The sequence below is a fragment of the Streptomyces sp. NPDC050418 genome, from assembly GCF_044458745.1.
Taxonomy (GTDB): Bacteria; Actinomycetota; Actinomycetes; order Streptomycetales; family Streptomycetaceae; genus Streptomyces.
The window spans coordinates 166,917-185,329 of record NZ_JBITIG010000017.1; the positions used below are offsets into that span (position 1 = coordinate 166,917).

The window sequence follows — 18,413 nt, forward strand, 5'->3', positions numbered from 1 at the left end:
TCCGTCAGGCCGAGCAGTTCGGACACACCCCGCGGTACGTGACCTCCACGGCCTCGACCGTGAAGCCGAAGCGCTCCTCGGCGGGCAGATCGGTGAGCGGGTTCCCCTGGGGGCGCACGTCCCGGATCGCGCCGCAGCCGGAGCAGACCAGGTGCTGGTGCGGCTGGTGGGCGTTGGGGTCGTACCGCTTGGCGCGGCCGTCCGTCGAGACCTCGATGACCTCGCCGAGCGAGACCAGTTCGCCGAGCGTGTTGTAGACGGTCGCGCGCGAGATCTCGGGCAGCTTCGCGGCCGCGCGCACATGGACCTCGTCCGCCGTCAGATGCACGTGCTCGCCGTCGAGCACCTCAGCGACGACACGGCGCTGCGAGGTCATCCGCCAGCCGCGGCCACGCAGCCGCTCCAGGAGGTCGCTCATCTTCGGATCACCCATTTCCGGGTCGGCAGGATCGGCAGGACAATTGCGGGCACAGGGGTTAGCGTGTTTCTTGACTTGGACTCTGTCCATTGTAGGATCGGCCTCGACGATAGCCAAGTGCATGAATGCGCTGATGAGCAGTACGAGAAGCACCCCGAGCACCGCGATCCGCCCCGTCCGGAGGGATTTCCATGTCCGAGAACACTGACGCCAGCACTGGCGGCTGCCCCGTAGCGCACGGCGAGCGCGCCGCGCACCCCACACAGGGCGGCGGCAACCAGCAGTGGTGGCCGGAGCGGCTGAACCTGAAGATCCTCGCGAAGAACCCCGCCGTGGCGAACCCGCTGGGCGAGGACTTCGACTACGCCGAGGCCTTCAACAACCTCGACCTCGCGGCCGTGAAGCGTGACATCGCCGAGGTGCTGACCACCTCGCAGGACTGGTGGCCCGCGGACTTCGGCAACTACGGCCCGCTCATGATCCGTATGGCCTGGCACTCCGCCGGCACGTACCGCATCAGCGACGGCCGCGGTGGCGCCGGCGCCGGCCAGCAGCGCTTCGCGCCGCTCAACTCGTGGCCGGACAACGGCAACCTGGACAAGGCCCGCCGTCTGCTGTGGCCCGTCAAGAAGAAGTACGGCCAGGCGATCTCCTGGGCCGACCTCATGATCCTCACCGGCAACGTCGCGCTCGAGGAGATGGGCTTCAAGACCTTCGGCTTCGCCGGCGGCCGCGAGGACGTGTGGGAGCCCGACGAGGACGTGTACTGGGGCCCGGAGCAGGTGTGGCTCGACGACCAGCGCTACACCGGCGACCGCGACCTCGAGGACCCGCTCGGCGCCGTCCAGATGGGCCTCATCTACGTCAACCCGGAGGGCCCCAACGGCAACCCGGACCCGGTCGCCGCGGCCCGCGACATCCGGGAGACCTTCCGCCGTATGGCGATGAACGACGAGGAGACCGTCGCCCTCATCGCCGGTGGCCACACCTTCGGCAAGACCCACGGCGCCGGTGACGCCGAGCTGGTCGGCGTCGAGCCCGAGGGCGCGCCGATGGAGCAGATGGGCCTCGGCTGGAAGTCCTCGCACGCCAGCGGCAAGGGCGCCGACGCCATCACCTCCGGCATCGAGGTGACGTGGACGTACCACCCGACCCGCTGGGACAACGAGTTCTTCCACATCCTGTTCGGCTACGAGTGGGAGCTCTTCAAGTCCCCGGCCGGCGCCAACCAGTGGCGACCCGTGCAGAACGGCGGCGCCGGCATGGTGCCGGAGGCGGACGACGCCTCCAAGAAGCGTGAGCCGCGGATGCTCACCACCGACCTGTCGCTGCGCTTCGACCCGGTCTACGAGCAGATCTCGCGCCGCTTCAAGGACGACCAGGACGCCTTCGCGGACGCCTTCGCCCGCGCCTGGTACAAGCTGACGCACCGCGACATGGGCCCGATCCAGCGCTACCTCGGCGCGGAGGTCCCCGCCGAGACGCTGCTGTGGCAGGACCCGCTGCCGGCGCGTGAGGGCGAGGTCATCGACGCCGCCGACATCGCCGCGCTCAAGGAGCAGATCCTGGGCTCGGACCTGACGGTCCCGCAGCTGGTCTCCGCCTCCTGGGCCGCCGCCTCCTCCTTCCGCGGCAGCGACAAGCGCGGCGGCGCCAACGGCGCCCGTATCCGCCTCGAGCCGCAGCGCGGCTGGGAGGTCAACGACCCGGAGAACCTGTCGCAGGTGCTCCGTGTCCTCGAGGGTGTCCAGGCCGACTTCAACGGCAAGGGCGGCAAGCAGGTCTCCCTGGCCGACCTGATCGTCCTCGGCGGCACCGCCGCCGTCGAGCAGGCCGCCAAGGCGGGCGGCGTCGAGGTCGAGGTGTCCTTCACGCCGGGCCGTGTGGACGCCGCGCAGGAGCAGACGGACGTCGAGTCCTTCTCCGCCCTCGAGCCGAAGGCGGACGGCTTCCGCAACTACGTCGGCAAGGGCAACCGTCTGCCGGCCGAGTTCCTGCTGACCGACAAGGCCAACCTGCTCACCCTGAGCGCCCCCGAGATGACCGTCCTCGTCGGCGGTCTGCGGGTCCTCGGTGCGAACACCGGCGGTTCGAAGCACGGCGTCCTGACCGACAACGTCGGCACGCTGAGCAACGACTTCTTCGCCAACCTGCTCGGCATGGACATCACCTGGAAGTCCACGTCCTCCGCGCAGGACGAGTTCGAGGGCCGCGACGCCTCCGGCGCCGTGAAGTGGACCGGCACCCGTGCCGACCTGGTCTTCGGCTCGAACTCGGAGCTCCGCGCCCTCGCCGAGGTGTACGCGAGCGACGACGCGAAGGAGAAGTTCGTGACGGACTTCGCCGCCGCGTGGGCGAAGGTCATGGACCTCGACCGGTTCGACGTCTGAGCCGTGCCGGCCTGCTGAGGCCGACTCGCTGAGGCCGCAAGGCTGAACACTGTGGCCCTGCTCCGGGGATCTCCCCGGAGCAGGGCCACAGTCGTGTCCGGGGGGCCGCGTGTTCACGGGGGTGACGTTTGCGGCGCCTGGTGCGCTGAACCAGACGTGCACCACTCACTCGACGATCTGCTCCGGTACGTGGCCCGGTCCACCGCGCCCGCGCCGCCGCTGTTCGGGGATCCGGACCTCGAACTGACCGATCTCGTGCAGGCTCTGTGCGAGCACTACGGCCGGCCGCTCACCCTGTACCTCGACGACGACGCGGACCAGGCCGCGGACGAACGTACCGGTGCGCCGCTGCTCCGGCTCCTGGACGGCATGGACGCGGAGGCGCTGCGGGCGTGGTCGCTCAGCGACCGCTGGATCGGCGCGGGTACGGAAGGCGGCCGCGTGTTCGTCGCGGTGGCCGAACGGGTGCTCCCGACGGAACGCTACGACCCGTCGTCACCCGACGCCTCGTACGTGGAGCGCGTGGTGGAGCTGACCGGGTGGACCATGGACCGCACCAATCCGGTGGACTGGCCGGAGGCCGAAGCGCGCCTCGGCACGCCGCTGCCCGCGGACTACAAGGAGCTCATCGAGGTCTTCGGCGGAGGCCAGTTCAACGACTGGATCTCCCTCCACCAGCCGATCCGGACCGGCCCCTGGTCCACCCTCGACATCTTCCTCACCCTGCACGAGCCGGACGGGCACGACGCGGGCCTCGACATGGACTGGCACGACTCCCTCGCCCAGGCCCGCAGCGCGTGCGCGCGGCAGCCGGGCGGCAAGGTCCTGCTCCCCTGGGCGGGCTGCGAGCACGGTCAGCTCCTCTGGCACGTGGACGGCGCCGACCCGGCGGGCTGGCCCGCCCTCGCCATCGGCGAGACCTTCGACGACTGGACCCCGATGGGCGCCTCGGCCGCCGAGGCCCTCCACCGCATCCTCACCGACCCCCGCGCCCCGTTCTCCCTCGCCAAGTATTACGACCGCCATTGGTTCGGCTGAGGCCCCGGCCGTCCCGGGCACCGACCCCGGGCACCGACCCCTGTCACCGCTGCACGGTAGAGTTGCAGAAATTAGCAATTCCTTGGATGTCTCGAGGTCGAGCCCGGTGAGGGGAGCTGACATGGCCCGCAAGGACAAGGAACCGATCGACGAGGAGACGTGGAAGGAGCGCGGCGTCGCCATCCGCGTCGGCTTCTACATCTTCGGCACGCACCTCTTCGCGGGCTTCATCTGGCTGCTCTTCTACGTCGGCCAGCACGCCGACAAGTAGCGCCCGCCCCGGCCTCGTACAACCGCCCGGCCGCGTCGCAACGACCGCTCAGACCCGCCGCTTCACCGGCCGCGGATCCGCCGCCCGCAGGTCCGCGAGCAGTTCGGCCTGCCCGGCGAGAACGCCGGAGAGGATGGACCGGGCGACCTTGAGGAGCTCGGCCACCTGCGGATTGGCCAGCGAGTAGTAGACCGCCGAGCCTTCCTTGCGGGTGATCACCAGGTTGGCGCGGCGCAGGACCGCGAGCTGCTGGGACAGATGCGCGGGCTCGATGCCGACCTCGGGCAGCATCTCCGACACCGCGTGCTCCCGCTCGCTGAGCAGTTCGAGCACCCTGATGCGGACCGGGTGCCCCAGCGTCTTGAAGAACTCGGCCTTCAGCTGGTACAGCGGCGCACTCACCCCGCCGGCCTCCTCGCGCACTCACCTGCGATACGCGGCCGGGTGGTTCCGGCCGCGCGTCAAGCATCGCATCCCACCGCAGGCGGTTGGCACGTGGCTATCCCCGGCGGGCGGTCCTCCGTTGCAGGGGCAGCGTGATCCACACGCTCTTGCCGCCGCCGTCCGCGTCCGCGCGGACGACCGCCGATCCGGCCAGTTCATGGGTGAGTTCGAGCACGGTGGCGAGCCCGCCGCCGCTCGCGGCGAGCGCCGGGCTGTGCAGTGGCGGCTGGTACGGGTGGCGGTCGTGCACACCGAAGGCGAAGGTGTCACGGGCCGCCGCGTAGGTGACCGTGACCTGCTCGGTCGTCACGGCGGCGTGGCGCACGCTGTTGGTGACCAGTTCGCTGAGGATCAGGAGTGCCGGTCCGACGGCCGGTTCCTGCGCGCTGATGCCCCATTCGCCCAGCGCCTGTTCGGCGGTCTCGCGCGCCATCCGTACCGCGCCCGGCATGACGGGCAGCGTCAGCACATGCCGGTACGGAAGCGCCGCGTGCACGGTCCCCTTGCCGTCGTCGCTCACGCGTCGCCCCTCGCGATCCGGAAGCCTGTCACGGTCTGCGGGCTGATCCGCAGCAGCGTGTCGTGCGGCCCATGGGTCCAGCCGGTCAGGGTGCGGCGGTGGTGCGCGGCCTCGTCGTCACGGTAGTCGAGGACGTCCGGCGGGCCGGTGACGGTCAGCATCCAGCCGGTGCCGGCCGCGGTGCGGATGTCCTCCGCGTGGTACGTGACCGAGGCGGCGTCCGCGAGCACGGCGGCCGGTACCGGGGTGCGCACGATCAGCCGGCCGTACGCGAGGACGTGCACGGCGGGCCGGATGACCGGGATGCCGCGCTGCACGTGGACGAGACGGCCCTGGCTGCAGCCTTCCAGGAGCCACAGCGCCTCGGCGCCGGAGACCTCGACCAGTCGGCAGGGGGCGGTGGGTGCGGTCATCGCAGGGCTTCCTCGGTGCTGGGGCGTGCGGTCGGCTCGGCGGGTACGGGACCTTCGTGGGTCGCGTCGTCGGATACGGGGCCTTCGGAGGCCGCGCCCGGGGGCAGGACACCCTGCCCCTGCAGGTAGGCGCGGGCTCCGGCGATGGCCTCGGGGGTGGTGGCGTACGAGCGGCCCTCGGTGCGCAGCAGTTCCAGCGTGCCGGTGGAGCGCAGGACCTGGAGCTGTCCGTCCCGTATGCCGGAGGAGAGCACGACGATGCCGCGCCGGTTGAGCTTCTGCACCGCGTCCTTGAGGACCAGCGCGCCGGTGGCGTCCATCGTCGACACCCGCGACAGGCGCAGGATCACCACGCGGACGTCGGCGACCTCGGAGAGTTCGAGGAGGAAGCGGTGGGCGCCCGCGAAGAAGACGGGGCCGTCGATGCGGTACGCGACGATGTGCTCGGCGAGCAGCGCCCGCTCCTCGTCGCTGTGTCCGCCGGGCAGGTCGGGGATGAAGTCGACCTGGTCCATCCGCGCCTGCTTGGCGACGGCCCGCAGGGCGAGGGCGCCGGCCACGACGAGGCCGATGATCACCGCGTACACGAGGTCGAGCGCGAGGGTCGCGGCGGCGGTCAGGACGAGGATCACGGCGTCGGAGCGCGTGGCCTTCACCATCGCGCGCAGCGCGCCGACCTCGACCATTCGGATCGCGGTGGCGAGCAGCACGCCGGCGAGCGCGGCGAGCGGGATCCTCGACACCAGCGGCGCGGCGGCGAAGACGATCACCGCGAGGACGGCGGCGTGGGTGAGCGCGGCGAGCCGGGAGCGGGCGCCGGTGCGCACGTTGACGGCGGTACGCGCGATGGCCGCGGTCGCCGGGACGCCGCCGAACAGGGGCGCGGCGAGGTTCGCGATGCCCTGGCCGAAAAGTTCGCGGTCCGGGTCGTGCTTCTGGCCGACGGTCATCCCGTCCGCCACGGTCGCCGAGAGCAGCGACTCCAGGGCGGCGAGCGCCGCGACGGCGACGGCCGGGGCGAGCAGCGAGCCGAGGGCCGACGGGTCGAGGAAGCCGAGCGAGGGCGCGGGCAGACCGGCGGGCAGCGTGCCGATGGGGGCGGCCGCGTCGAGGTGGAAGAGCTGCGCGGCCACGGTCGCCGCGATCACCGCGACGATCGAGAACGGGATGGTGGGCTTCCAGTGGGCGCCGAGCAGCATGATCGCTGCCACGGACACGGCAAGCGTCACGGCGGTCCAGTTCGGCGCCTGCGCGAACTCCTCGACGGCCCGCCACGTCACCGAAAGGACCCGCTCGCCCTCGGGCTTGGGCACTCCGAGTGCGTTCGGGATCTGCTGCAGCCCGATCACGCAGGCGATGCCGAGCGTGAAGCCCTCGACGACGGGCGCGGGCACGTACTGCATGTACTTGCCGGCCCGCAGCAGCGCAAGCGCGATCAGCATCGCGCCCGCGAGCAGTCCTACGGTGAGGACGCCGCCGGGTCCGTACTGGGCGACGATCGGGACGAGGACCACGGTCATGGCACCGGTCGGCCCGGACACCTGCAGATTCGATCCGCCGAAGAGCGCCGCGAGCGCACCGGCGACGACGGCGGTCGCGAGCCCGGCCTCCGCGCCCAGCCCGGAGGAGACTCCGAAGCCGAGGGCGAGCGGCAGCGCGACGATGGCGACGGTCAGACCGGCGAGCAGGTCGCGCCGGGGATTGCGGGTCATGGCCCGCACGTCGGCGCGGACGGGCAGCAGGGAGCGCACCGGGTGCCACACCCGGTTGAACAGTGAGGTCACTTGACCGCGACCTCGGCTTCCCGCAGCTCTTCGAGGAGCTCGTGCCGCCCGGCCAGCATCACGGTCAGGATCCGTCGCGCGGCGCGCATCAGATCGTTGACGTCACCGCCGGCCAGCTCGTACACGACGGTCGATCCGTCCCGTACGGAGGTCAGGATCCCCGACCGCCGCAGGACCGCCAGCTGCTGCGAGAGCGTCGACGGCTCGACCTCGATCGCCGCGAGCAGCTCCCGTACCGGCTTCGGCCCGTCCTGCAGCAGCTCCAGGACGCGGATGCGCACCGGATGGCCCAGCATGCGGAAGAACTCGGCCTTGGCCTGATACAGCGGAACGGACACGGCGGACGCCTCGCACCTCTCCTCGACGCGGCACTGCGCCCGCTGACAGGGCACGGGCGCAGCACCCTCAGCATGTATGCAATTGCAGAATTTCGCAATTGACCCTGGCTGAAATACGCTGATCCCATGCCCGAGAACCTGCCTCCGTGCCCCCAGTGCTCCAGCGCCTACACCTACGAGATGGGCGCGCTGCTCGTCTGCCCGGAGTGTGCCCATGAGTGGACCCCCGCCGCCGGCTCCGCCGACGAGACCGGCGAGAAGGTCATCCGTGACGCGGTCGGCAATGTGCTCGCCGACGGCGACTCGGTCACCGTGGTCAAGGCCCTCAAGGTGAAGGGCAGCCCGTCGGGCATCAAGGCGGGCACGAAGGTCCGCAACATCCGTCTGGTGGACGGCGTCGACGGCCACGACATCGACTGCAAGATCGACGGCTTCGGCAACATGCAGCTCAAGTCGAGCGTGGTCAAGAAGGCCTGAACCACGCCCCGCGCGGAGGTCAGGACGGCCTGACCTGGTCCAGCAAAGGCGTGCCGGCCGGCTCCCCAGGGAGCCGGCCGGTGGCCGTTGCGGCCCGACCGGCCACCGTCCGGCCCGCCGCCGGGAAGGGCGGAGCCGGTGCCTCGGGCCGCTCGCCCCGCTCGATCGCGGCGAGGAACTCCCGTACCGCCGCGAGCCCTTGGAGCACCGGCCCGTCCGTGCCGTGATCGGCCAGGATCCGCCGGGCGCGCCGCCAGGCCCGTGTGGTGCGGCCCCGGCCGAGGTCGAGGTGGGCCAGCGCGAAGCGGGCGAGGAAGCAGGCCAGGTCGTCGCCGTGCACGCGCGCCTCGGCGAGGGCGACGCGGGCCGCTCCCAGGGCCTCGCGCGGCGCGGTGTGCGCCCGCAGCAGACCCAGCGCGGCAAGGGCCGCCGGGCGCGAGAGGCCCGCGGGGGTCAGGCCCGGGATGGTGTACGCGGCGTCGGCGAGGAGTTCACCGGCGGTCTCGGTCCGCCCCTGGTCCCAGGCGATCAGCCCCTGGACAAAGGCGACGCTGCCCGCGGTGGCGCTGTCCCCGGCCAGGAGGGCGTCGGGCCAGGCCTCCTGGAGCAGCAGATCCGCCGTGTCCGGAGCGGTGTGCGTAAGGAGCAGCGCGCCCAGCCAGCCCTCGCGCGCGGACAGCGGGGTGTCCGGGGTGCAGGCGGCGCGCAGCTTCAGGAGATGACGGCGCCCCTCGTCGGCGTGCGCGTAGGCGGCCCACCAGAACCAGAGGTCCGTCACGATGCCGAGCGCGGTCTGCGCCTGCTGCGGATGGCGGACGGCGCGGCTGAGCACCCCGCCGAGATTGCGGTGCTCCTCCGCGAGGAGCCGTACGGCCTGGCGCTGGCTGCCGTGGTTCCAGAGGTGTTCGGCGACGTGCGCGAGCTGCCGGCCGTGCGCGAGGCAGCGCTCGGCGGCGATCTCGGTCTCCCCGGCGCGGGAGAGACGTTCCTGCCCGAACTCGCGTCCCGCGGGCGTCATCCGGTAGCGCAGCGGACGTACGCCCCCGGGGTCGCCGAGCGGGGTGAGGACGCCCTGGGCGGCCAGGCCCGCGAGGTGGCGCGGGATGTCCTGGGCGCGGATGCCGCCGCCCGTGCACAGGAACGCGGTCGACGCCTCGGTGAACGCGTCAGCGAAGGTGCTGGCCCGGCTCCACACGATGCGCTCGCCGGGGCCGCACTGACGGTAGACGGCCAGGAGGCTGTGGCGCAGCGAGGTCTGCCGGGCCAGGGGTGCGCGCGGGTGGGTGAGCCAGCACTGGCCGGACTTCAACCGCTGTGCCAGCTGCGGCAGTTCGAGGGTGGTGAGCTGGTGGGCGGCCTGCACGATGGCGAGCGGGTGTCCCTCCAGGCGGCGGCACACCTCGCGTACGAGGCCGTAGTCGGCCTGTGGGACGGGGTGGTGGGGGCGCAGGGCGAGGGCGCGGTCGAGGAAGAGGCGGACGGCCGGCGGTTCGTCCTCCTGGGCCGCCGTGCCGTGGTCGAGCGGTCCGAGACGGAGCGTGCGTTCCTGGCCGAGACCGAGAGCGCGGCGGGACGTGAGGAGGATCCGGAGGCCGGGGAGCCGGTTGAGCAGCTGCTGGGCGACCGTCGTGCAGGCCTCCTGCACCGGGTCCATGTCGTCCAGGAACAGCACAAGCTCGCGTCGAGGGCGCAGCCGCGCCGACAGGCTCCGTACGACGTCGTCGATCCGTGCCGCCCGTGCCGCCCTGACGTCCGCAGCCTTGGCACCCGCTGCCCTGACACCCCCGGCCTTCGCGTCCGCCGCCTTGGCCTGCCCGAGGGCCGCGAGCACCGCGGCCGCGGGCCCGTCGCTCTTCGGCGGTGCGTGCGCCGAGCGGCCCGGGCCCGGCCAGCGCACCTCCACCACGGTGCGGCCGCGTCCGCCGGTCTCCAGTGCCGCCCTGGCGAGGGCGCTCTTGCCGACGCCCGCGGCGCCGACCACGCTGATCAGCCGTTCGCCGTCGTCCCCCATGCGGCGCAGCCGCGCGAGTTCCTCCTCACGGCCGATCAGCCCGCCGCCACGTCCCACACGTGGGGTGGGCACCGCACCCCTGATACCGCCGGCCACCGCCGCAGTCCTCTCCTGGATTCACCGCCACGCGGCGACCGAATCTCCCAGTACGGAACGTTTCTGCACCAGTGGGACCGGCCGCGCCCGGGGCGCACAACGGTTCTTCCAACGGAGTACGCGGCCACAGGTTCCGCCGTGCGCGCACCTTGCACTCGTGCTGACGATGCGGCGAACGCGCTTCCGTTCGCACCGCACACCACGCGTCACGCCAACGGCAGCGCCGCTCCTCGCTCCCGGGCTGTCCGCGCCCCCGTAATGCGCCGCTCGTGCGCCCCGATGGGCACGTCGTTGATGCTGGCCTCGCGCCGGCGCATCAGACCCGCCGCGTCGAACTCCCACAGCTCGTTGCCGTACGAGCGCCAGGTGCCGCCGTCCGCGTCCCGCCACTCGTACTGGAAGCGGACCGCGATCCGGTCGTCGCCGTACGACCACAGCTCCTTGCGCAGCGCGTAGTCGAGCTCCCTGTGCCACTTGGCGGCGAGGAACTCACGGATCGCGTCCCTGCCGGTCAGGAAGGTGTCGCGATTGCGCCACACCGAGTCCTCCGTGTACGCGAGCGCCACTCGCTCCGGGTCACGGGTGTTCCAGGCGTCCTCGGCGGCCTGCACCTTGACGAGGGCGTCGGCGTGGGTGAACGGGGGGACAGGCGGCCGGAGTTGAGAGGTGGCGGGTGCGGGCGCGCTGTCGGTGTCGGGTGTACGGGTCATGAGGGCGTCCCTTCCTTGCTCCTGGGGATGTGGGTTCACTCGGGCCAGCGGGAGTTCTCGATCACGGAGACGAAGTCCGTCCGTACGAAACCGGGTGAGAAGCGGGCGAGCACATCGGCCTTGACGTTGCCGAACGCGGTGGCGGGCCGGTGCGCGATGCCCTCGGTGAAGGCCGCGAGGATCCGGCGCTTGAAGTCCGGGCGCGGGTGCGCGGCCACGACGGCGGCCCGCTGCTCGTCGCTGACCTCGTCGAACCCGAGCCCGAGGACATCGTGCTCGACGCCCGCGGTCACCAGCGCGACCTCCGGCTCCATCCGGTACGGGATCTCGGGCGTCGTGTGCAGCGCCACCGCCGTCCAGGCGATCCGCGCCCGCTCCTCCGCCAGACCATGCCGCAGCAGGAAAGCACGCGCCGCGTCGGCGCCGTCGATCTCGAAGCGCTGCCCGGAGCCGGCGTACTTCCCGGTCAGCCCGAGGTCGTGGAACAGGGCGGCCACATAGAGGAGTTCGCTGTCGTACGTCAACCCGCGGTGGAGGCCGCGGAGCGCGCCGAAGAGGAAGACGCGGCTCGAGTGGTCGTAGAGGAGGGGGCCCGCGGTGTCGCGGACGAGTTCGGTCGCCTCGCGGGCGAGGGCGCTGTCGGGGATCGCGATATCGGCGATACGGGTTGGCACGTCGTGCTCCTTCGATGAGGCGGCGGAACCGGCTCGGCCCCGCGACTTCCGCTGCCGTCAGACTGCCGCCGGCGGCCGGGCGTCCGCCATGTCCATCCAGCCATGCATCCCACACATCGGGACATGGCATGGCGGTAGCCTGGCGCTATGAACCGGGAGCGGGACACATCCATGGCTACGCGCAGGGGGCGGCGGACTTCCGTGGCCCCTGCCCAGGAGCGGCAGACTTCCCTCGCCGCCGACCGGGAGCGGCATCCATCCGCCCCTACGAGCGGGGAATCGCACGCCCCCGCCCCGGGCCGCCGCCCGCGCACCGTCGCCGTGCTCGCGTACGAGGGGGTGCGGCTGCTCGATGTCACCGCGCCGCTGGAGGTGTTCAGCACGGCGGCCACGCTCGGTGCCCGGTACGCGGTGCGGCTGCTGTCCCCGCAGGGCGGCCCGGTCACGACGTCCGCCGGAACCCAGCTGCTCACCGACGCGGTGGGAAGCGTCGAAGGCCGCCTGCACACCTTGCTCGTCCCCGGCTCCCCCGGCCTGCCCGACCGTGTCCCGCCCGAGCTCCTGGACCCCATCCGCACCCTGCACACGGCCAGTTGGCGCACGGCGTCGATCTGCACGGGCGCCTTCGCCCTGGCCGAGGCGGGCCTCCTTCGCGGGCGGCGCGCGGCGACGCACTGGCGGTACGCGACGGCGCTGGCCCGCCGCCACCCGGACATCACCGTGGACGGCGACGCCCTCTTCGTCCGCGACGGCCGCACGTACACCTCCGCGGGCGTCAGCGCGGGCCTCGACCTGGCGCTCGCGCTCGTCGAGGCCGACGAGGGACCCGAGCTCGCCCGCGAGGTGGCACGCGACCTGGTGGTCTTCCTCCAGCGGCCGGGCGGCCAGTCCCAGTTCTCGGTCGCCTCCCGCACCCCGCCCCCGCGCCACGACGCCCTCGCCGCACTCCTGGCCTCCATCGCGGCGAACCCGGCCGCGGACCACTCCCTGCCCGCACTCGCGCGCCGCGCGGGCCTCAGCGCCCGCCACCTCACCCGCCTGTTCACCGACCGGATCGGCCGGACCCCGGCCGCGCACGTGGAGGCGATCCGCCTGGAGGCCGCCCAACACCTCCTGGACACCGGCGAGTCCGTCACCTCCGCCGCCCAGCTCAGCGGCCTGGGCAGCGACGAGACGCTCCGCCGCGTGTTCCTGCGCCACCTTGGCGTGACACCTTCCGCTTACCGGGCCCGCTTCCGTACTGCCGTGCAGACCGGCAAGGAGGCACACGTATGAGCACCCCCGCAAGAACGCCGTGACGGGCGAGCGCTATCCGCGTGCCGCGGCTTCCGCGGGCCGGGGCGGCTGGTCGGGGGGCGAGGAGGCGATGAGGGCCGTTCCCAGGGTGGTGCGCGCGTAGTGGACGGTGCGGCCTCGGCGGGATCGGTCGACCAGGCCCGACCGCAGCAGGATGCCGAGGTGGTACGAGACGGTTGCGCTGCTCCAGCCGGTTCTGCGGCTCAACTCGGCTGTGGTCGCGGGCGTGTCGAGTGTGGTCAGGAGCGCTGCCCTTGTCACGCCCACGAGTCCCGCCAGGGCCGGTTCCGCCGCCGGCGCCGGGCGCTCCCCGAGGGCGCCGATGCCGCGCGCCCGGTAGATGAGCATCGGCGGGTGGGGGCGTTCGGCGGCGAACAGCACCGGGCCGACATGCGTCGTGGCGGGTACGAAGAGCACTCCTTCGTCGGCCCAGTCGATGATGCCGGAGTAGGCGCGTTCCAGGACGAGTTCGGTGCCGGTCCACCGCATCCGTTCACCGAGATCGTCGAGCACCGCCGCGGCGCCGTGCGCGGCCATCCGGTCGGCGCGGTGGCCGATGTCGGCGTTCACGATGGCGCGGACCCGTGGCCAGTCCGGTGCCAGTACGGAGTCGAACAGGCCGGCCATCGCCGTCGCGGCGGCGGTCGCCACGGCGGCGCCGCCCTCGTGTGCCACCGCGGCGAGTGCGGGAGGCATCGGGCGCCGCCACCGCTCGTAGGCCGCCTCGCTCGGATGCAGTGCGAGGACGTGGGGCCACACGCGTCGGCCGCGGAGCGCGATATCGAGCTGGTAGTCGACCTCCTCGCCCGGGGTCGCCGCGATCCGGGCAGCCACCTCCCCCGTCGACTCGCCCTGGCGTGGCACGGGCGTCAGGAAGTCCGGGGCGTAGCTGTGATCGGTGGGCACCAGGGCTTCGAGGAGCGCCAGTTGACCCGGCGGGAGGGTCCGCCGCGCACGGGCGTACCACTCCCGTGCGTGAGGGGCCGGGTGCCGGTCGCGGTGCCGCAGCACGCCCACCACCTCCATGGCCACGGACGGGACGAACCGCGACCTGCTCCACGCCCGTGCGTCCAGCCGCACCGTCATCGCCATTCCGCGAGTGTCGCATCGCCGTCCGGACGGGCCGATGGATTCGAAGGCTCTCGAATGCATGGCCGTCACCGCCTCCGCCGCCGGAGGGTGATCCGCGACCGAGTCACCACGACCGAGGACACGCCTTGAGTGACGATCGAACCCCTGCGAACGCCGACCACACCACGTCTTCCGCCGTCGTCAGCCGACGCGGCCTCGTGCGGATGAGCACCGCACTCGGCGCGATGGGTCTCCTGACCGCCGCCACTCCGGCGTCGGCCGTCGCCGACGCCCCGGCCGCCGATCCCGGGCGGCGCAAGCCGATTCTGGTCGGCGCCAACCCCGGCCTTCAGCTCTTCGACGCGTCAGGAGCGTGTACGGCGTACCTCTCCGTCTGGCGGGTCGAGTGGTCCACGCATGGCGCGGGGAACGCCCTCGTGCTCTGGCGGCCGGACGGGGTGCGGGCCGTCGGACAGGACCCGCACCTCACGCTCTGGCTGGCCGATCAGTTCGTGCGCCACTTCCCCGAACTCGACGGCCTGGCCTGGTCCACCCCCCGGTTCCACCGGTCCGCGGTCCAGGTCCGGCTCGACCTCGACTCCGGGCTGCAGGCCCGGGGCGGCGGCATCGACGTGCACATGGCCGAGGTGCTCGACCGGCGCGCCTTCGCCACCGACACGTTCCCGCTGGCCGGCGAGGACCACAGCCTGAGCCTGGTGATCGGCCCCTGCGGACAGGCCCGGGCACGCGTCGACGGCCGGGTCCTGCCCGGCGAGATCACACGGGGAGGAACCCCGGACCGGCCGTCGTCGTCGGCGTTCGTCGCCACGGCCGAGGTGTGGCGGGTCTGACCCCGGCCCCGGCCGAAACCGTCCTCACTCCGCCGGAGTCAGCCGCAGCGAGATCGAGTTGATGCAGTACCGCTGGTCGGTGGGCGTCGGATAGCCCTCGCCCTCGAAGACGTGCCCCAGATGCGAGCCGCACTTCGCGCAGCGGACCTCCGTGCGGACCATGCCGTGGGAGCGGTCCTCGATCAGTTCCACGGCGTCCGTGGACTTCGGGTCGAAGAAGCTCGGCCAGCCGCAGTGCGACTCGAACTTCTCCGTCGACGTGAACAGGTCCGTGCCGCACGCGCGGCAGGAGTAGACGCCGGCCGTCTTCGTGTCCGTGTACTCACCGACGAAGGCCGGCTCCGTGCCCGCCTGGCGCAGCACCGCGTATTCGGCCGGGGTGAGTTCCTCGCGCCACTGCTCGTCCGGCTTTTCGACCTCGTACGACATGATCCTCGGCTCCCTACTCGGCGGCGGACCTACTCGGCGGCGGACCTTCTCCGCGGCGGATCTACTCGGCGGCGGACAGATGGTCCAGGATGCGCGGGCCCAGGTCCGTGACGTCGCCCGCGCCCATGGTGAGAACCAGGTCGCCCGGCTTGGTCATTCCCGCGATCACGGCGACCGACTTGTCCTTGTCGTGCTCCGCGGTCACGTCGGCGCCCGCGGCGCGTGCGGCGTCGATGATGAGGTCGCTGGTCACGCCCGGGATCGGGTCCTCGCGGGCCGGGTAGATGTCGAGGACGACGGAGGAGTCGGCGAGGGCGAGGGCCTGGCCCATCTCCGTGCCGAGCTCCTGCGTACGGGAGAACAGGTGCGGTTGGTAGAGGACCAGGATGCGCGCGTCGGCGGCGGCCGCGCGCATGGCCTCCAGGTCGGCGGTCATCTCGGTCGGGTGGTGCGCGTACGAGTCGATGACCTGGACGCCGGCCGCCTCGCCCTTGAGCTGGAGGCGGCGCTTGACGCCGGTGTACGACTTGATCGCGCCCGCGAGGTTGTGCGCGGGGATGCCGAGCGCGACGCCGGCGGCGAGCGCGGCCACCGCGTTGTGCGCGTAGTGCCGGCCGGGGACCGAGACGGTGAAGGTGAGCAGCTTGCCGCCGATGAGGACGGTGACCTCGCTGGTCAGGCCGCGCGGGGTGATCTTGTGGATGCGGACGTCCGCGCCCTCGGACTCGCCGTACGTGACGATGTTGAGCGAGGACACGTCGCGCAGCCGGCGGGTGAGCTCGACGGCGCCGGACTGGTCGGCGGCGATGACGAGCGTGCCGCCCGGGACGATCTTCCCGGCGAAGGTCTCGAAGGAGTCGTAGATCTCGTCCATCGAGGCGTAGTTGGCGTGGTGGTCGAGCTCCACGTTGAGGACGATCGCGACCTCGGGCGCGTACTTGTGGAAGCTGCGGTCCGATTCGTCGGCCTCGGCGACGAAGATCTCGCCGCTGCCGTGGTCGGCGTTGGAGCCGGGGGCGTCGAGGTCGCCGCCGATCGCGTACGAGGGGTTCAGGCCCAGGCTGGAGAGCGCGACCGCGAGCATCGAGGTCGTGGTCGTCTTGCCGTGGGTGCCGGCCACCGCGATCGGGCGGAGGTGGTCCATCAGGGCGGCGAGCGCGTCCGAGCGGTGGACGACCGGGATGCCGCGCTCCTCGGCGGCGGTCAGCTCCGGGTTGTCGGCGCGGATCGCCGAGGAGACCACGATGGCGCTGGCGTCCTGCGCGAGGTGCGCGGCGTCATGGCCCAGATGCACCGTGGCGCCGAGGGCGCGCAGGGCGTCGGTGGTCGCGGAGGCCTTGGAGTCGCTGCCGGCCACCTGCGCGCCGCGCTGGGCGAGGATCTTCGCGATGCCCGACATTCCGGCGCCGCCGATGCCGATGAAGTGCGGTCGGTCCAGGGCTGGGGGGATGCCGGGGGTCATACGAGGTCTCCCGAGGTGTGCGAATCAGTACGGCTGACTCATTGCACGGCAATGAGTGGGCGGGGGCCCAGCCTATGCGCAGGCGGGGCCCCCGGTTCGCACCGGCCCGCTCGTGGCTACTCGCTGTGCGCGTACAGCTTCAGGACCGGGACACCCACCTTGTGGCGGGCCCGGGAGGCCCAGTCGCGGTGGAAGAACTCCTCGACGTAGTGCGGGGCCGTCAGGACGATCACCTCGTCCGCGCGGGTCTCCTCGGCGATCGAGGAGAGCACGTCCAGGGGATGGTCCTCGACCAGATGCCCGACCGCCTCGCAGCCGGCCTCGCGCAGCGCCGCCAGTGAGTGGTCCAGTGCCTGCTGGGCCGGGGCGACGGCTTCCTTGCCCTCGGGTTCGTCGCCCTCGCGGACCGCCTCCTCCAGCTCGCCCAGGGCCACGTCGTCCACCGCGCGCAGCAGCCGGTCCTGGTCGCCTCTGGGCTGCATGAGGACGACGAAGGAGACGGTGTCGTCTCCGTGCAGCGTCGTGACGAACTCCACGTCGATGGCCGACAAGGCCTTCTCGATCATCAATACGCTCGTGAACACGTCCGGCGCCCTTTCCCTCCGGAGCCCCTCGTGGGCCCCTGCGGAACCTCAAGACCTCAGGGCCTCGCGGCCCCTGCGGAAACCATCCTTCCCCGTGTTCGCACGGGGTCTGCGTGTCTAAGTGTGCCCAGCGCAGACGAAACGGAACGACAGATTCCGCCGATTGTCAGGTTCGACGGTAGCGGCAGAACAGGAACCCGTCCTCTTCCAGCAGCGATGCGAGCCTGAGCCGCTGCGGAACCGGCACGGACGGACCTGAGGCGATCCGCTGAGCGTCACCCGCCGCAAGCATGGGCGAAATCGTCACGCACATCTCGTCGAGTACGCCGGCCGCGACGATCTGCCCGAGCAGCCGCGGCCCGCCCTCGGTGAGCAGCCGGGTGAGCCCGAGCTCCGCCAGGCCCCGTACCGCCGCGGCCGGATCGACCCGGCGGCCCTCGCCCGCGACGACGATCCGGGCCCCGGCCTTCTCGGCCTCCCGCACGCGCGAGGCGGGAGCGCCCGGGCCCGTGACGATCAGCGTCGGCACAAGGGGCTCGGTGAACAGGGGGAGCGTGAAGTCCAGGTCGAGGCTGCCGCTCACCACGGCGATGGCGGGCGCCGGGCCCTGGCCCGCTGCAGCCCGCCGCGCGGCGAAGGCCTCGCGGGCGCGGGCCGGGCGGTAACCCTCCAGGCGTACCGTTTCCGCACCGACGAGCACGGCGTCCGCGAGCCCGCGCAGGGTGCCGAAGATCCGCATGTCGGCGGGGCAGGAGATGGGCTGGGAGCGGCCGTCGTGCTGGGCGGCGCCGTCCAGGGTCGAGACCATGTTGGCGCGCAGCCACGGGGTGTCGCCGGGCGGGTACGCGTACCGGTCGGCGAGCTCGTCGAGGCTCCACTCGCGCCCCTCGCCGCCGCCGTCCGCGGCGGCCGCGACGCCCGTCGCGCCCGGGTCCACCGCCCCGGCGGCCTCTCCGGCCGCTTCTCCGGCTGTCTCTTCGGTCACAGGGAACACGGGGAACAAGCTGCGCATGTCCGCAGTCTTCCACGGCCCACCTGGGCACCGCCTGCCGCTGGACCGGCCGGGGCCCGGCCGGGCGCCTCCCGTACGGCTCCTCCACGGACCGACCCCCGCTGACAAGGCCGTAAGGTGGAGA

20 protein-coding genes are annotated in these 18,413 nt (G+C 72.3%); 6 read left to right on the plus strand and 14 right to left on the minus strand.

The window, feature by feature from the left end; genetic code table 11:
- Positions 1-4 precede the first annotated feature (4 nt).
- A complete protein-coding gene (locus tag ACIBI4_RS33165; RefSeq protein ID WP_399207918.1) occupies positions 5-418 on the minus strand; it encodes a Fur family transcriptional regulator in 414 nt (137 codons plus the stop codon).
- Positions 419-609: 191 nt separating this feature from the next.
- On the opposite strand from ACIBI4_RS33165, the gene katG reads away from it, so the two are divergent.
- From katG to ACIBI4_RS33180, 3 genes are all read left to right on the plus strand, one after another.
- On the plus strand, positions 610-2,808 hold the full coding sequence (gene katG, locus ACIBI4_RS33170) for a catalase/peroxidase HPI (RefSeq protein WP_399207919.1): 2,199 nt from the start codon (positions 610-612) through the stop codon (positions 2,806-2,808).
- Positions 2,809-2,964: 156 nt separating this feature from the next.
- A complete protein-coding gene (locus tag ACIBI4_RS33175) occupies positions 2,965-3,846 on the plus strand; it encodes an SMI1/KNR4 family protein (protein WP_399207920.1) in 882 nt (293 codons plus the stop codon).
- Between the two features lie 121 nt (positions 3,847-3,967).
- The gene (locus tag ACIBI4_RS33180) at positions 3,968-4,117 is read left to right on the plus strand and encodes a DUF6126 family protein (RefSeq protein ID WP_399207921.1); all 150 of its coding nucleotides are present in this window, start codon (positions 3,968-3,970) and stop codon (positions 4,115-4,117) included.
- A 48-nt stretch (positions 4,118-4,165) separates the two neighbouring features.
- Here the strand turns inward: ACIBI4_RS33180 and ACIBI4_RS33185 are convergent, their stop codons facing one another.
- From ACIBI4_RS33185 to ACIBI4_RS33205, 5 genes are all read right to left on the minus strand, one after another.
- The gene (locus ACIBI4_RS33185) at positions 4,166-4,519 is read right to left on the minus strand and encodes an ArsR/SmtB family transcription factor (protein ID WP_399207922.1); all 354 of its coding nucleotides are present in this window, start codon (positions 4,517-4,519) and stop codon (positions 4,166-4,168) included.
- Positions 4,520-4,616: 97 nt separating this feature from the next.
- Positions 4,617-5,012: an ATP-binding protein gene (locus tag ACIBI4_RS33190; RefSeq protein WP_399207964.1), complete on the minus strand. Its 396-nt coding sequence runs from the start codon at positions 5,010-5,012 to the stop codon at positions 4,617-4,619.
- 65 nt (positions 5,013-5,077) lie between these two features.
- Positions 5,078-5,494 (minus strand): pyridoxamine 5'-phosphate oxidase family protein, encoded by a 417-nt coding sequence (locus tag ACIBI4_RS33195; RefSeq protein ID WP_399207923.1) that lies wholly within the window; start codon positions 5,492-5,494, stop codon positions 5,078-5,080.
- Complete coding sequence (locus ACIBI4_RS33200) at positions 5,491-7,278, minus strand: SulP family inorganic anion transporter (RefSeq protein ID WP_399207924.1); 1,788 nt, start codon at positions 7,276-7,278, stop codon at positions 5,491-5,493. Before ACIBI4_RS33200 ends, ACIBI4_RS33195 begins: the two co-directional genes overlap by 4 nt.
- Positions 7,275-7,616: an ArsR/SmtB family transcription factor gene (locus ACIBI4_RS33205; RefSeq protein WP_399207925.1), complete on the minus strand. Its 342-nt coding sequence runs from the start codon at positions 7,614-7,616 to the stop codon at positions 7,275-7,277. The genes ACIBI4_RS33200 and ACIBI4_RS33205 overlap by 4 nt, the downstream gene beginning before the upstream one ends.
- A gap of 126 nt (positions 7,617-7,742) precedes the next feature.
- Between ACIBI4_RS33205 and ACIBI4_RS33210 the strand changes: the two genes are divergently transcribed.
- On the plus strand, positions 7,743-8,093 hold the full coding sequence (locus ACIBI4_RS33210) for a zinc ribbon domain-containing protein YjdM (protein WP_399207926.1): 351 nt from the start codon (positions 7,743-7,745) through the stop codon (positions 8,091-8,093).
- A gap of 19 nt (positions 8,094-8,112) precedes the next feature.
- Here ACIBI4_RS33210 and ACIBI4_RS33215 read toward each other — a convergent pair whose 3' ends face one another.
- The 3 genes from ACIBI4_RS33215 to ACIBI4_RS33225 all read right to left on the minus strand — a co-directional run bounded on the left by ACIBI4_RS33215 (position 8,113) and on the right by ACIBI4_RS33225 (position 11,584).
- On the minus strand, positions 8,113-10,176 hold the full coding sequence (locus ACIBI4_RS33215; RefSeq protein ID WP_399207927.1) for an ATP-binding protein: 2,064 nt from the start codon (positions 10,174-10,176) through the stop codon (positions 8,113-8,115).
- A gap of 230 nt (positions 10,177-10,406) precedes the next feature.
- Positions 10,407-10,910, minus strand: a complete 504-nt coding sequence (locus tag ACIBI4_RS33220; RefSeq protein ID WP_399207928.1) for a nuclear transport factor 2 family protein — start codon at positions 10,908-10,910, stop codon at positions 10,407-10,409.
- A 35-nt stretch (positions 10,911-10,945) separates the two neighbouring features.
- The gene (locus ACIBI4_RS33225; RefSeq protein WP_399207929.1) at positions 10,946-11,584 is read right to left on the minus strand and encodes an HD domain-containing protein; all 639 of its coding nucleotides are present in this window, start codon (positions 11,582-11,584) and stop codon (positions 10,946-10,948) included.
- 171 nt (positions 11,585-11,755) lie between these two features.
- On the opposite strand from ACIBI4_RS33225, the gene ACIBI4_RS33230 reads away from it, so the two are divergent.
- Complete coding sequence (locus ACIBI4_RS33230) at positions 11,756-12,859, plus strand: GlxA family transcriptional regulator (protein WP_399207930.1); 1,104 nt, start codon at positions 11,756-11,758, stop codon at positions 12,857-12,859.
- Between the two features lie 33 nt (positions 12,860-12,892).
- Here the strand turns inward: ACIBI4_RS33230 and ACIBI4_RS33235 are convergent, their stop codons facing one another.
- On the minus strand, positions 12,893-13,972 hold the full coding sequence (locus tag ACIBI4_RS33235; RefSeq protein WP_399207931.1) for an ArsR/SmtB family transcription factor: 1,080 nt from the start codon (positions 13,970-13,972) through the stop codon (positions 12,893-12,895).
- Positions 13,973-14,097: 125 nt separating this feature from the next.
- Here ACIBI4_RS33235 and ACIBI4_RS33240 point away from each other — a divergent pair, with 125 nt between their 5' ends.
- The gene (locus ACIBI4_RS33240) at positions 14,098-14,802 is read left to right on the plus strand and encodes a hypothetical protein (protein WP_399207932.1); all 705 of its coding nucleotides are present in this window, start codon (positions 14,098-14,100) and stop codon (positions 14,800-14,802) included.
- A gap of 24 nt (positions 14,803-14,826) precedes the next feature.
- Here the strand turns inward: ACIBI4_RS33240 and msrB are convergent, their stop codons facing one another.
- The 4 genes from msrB to ACIBI4_RS33260 form a co-directional block, all read right to left on the minus strand.
- Positions 14,827-15,231, minus strand: coding sequence for a peptide-methionine (R)-S-oxide reductase MsrB (gene msrB / locus ACIBI4_RS33245; protein WP_399207934.1), 405 nt, complete (start codon positions 15,229-15,231; stop codon positions 14,827-14,829).
- Between the two features lie 61 nt (positions 15,232-15,292).
- Complete coding sequence (murC, locus tag ACIBI4_RS33250) at positions 15,293-16,693, minus strand: UDP-N-acetylmuramate--L-alanine ligase (protein ID WP_399207935.1); 1,401 nt, start codon at positions 16,691-16,693, stop codon at positions 15,293-15,295.
- A 116-nt stretch (positions 16,694-16,809) separates the two neighbouring features.
- The gene (locus ACIBI4_RS33255; protein ID WP_399207965.1) at positions 16,810-17,259 is read right to left on the minus strand and encodes an indole-3-glycerol phosphate synthase; all 450 of its coding nucleotides are present in this window, start codon (positions 17,257-17,259) and stop codon (positions 16,810-16,812) included.
- 184 nt (positions 17,260-17,443) lie between these two features.
- On the minus strand, positions 17,444-18,289 hold the full coding sequence (locus ACIBI4_RS33260) for a pyrimidine reductase family protein (protein ID WP_399207936.1): 846 nt from the start codon (positions 18,287-18,289) through the stop codon (positions 17,444-17,446).
- Positions 18,290-18,413 lie beyond the last annotated feature (124 nt).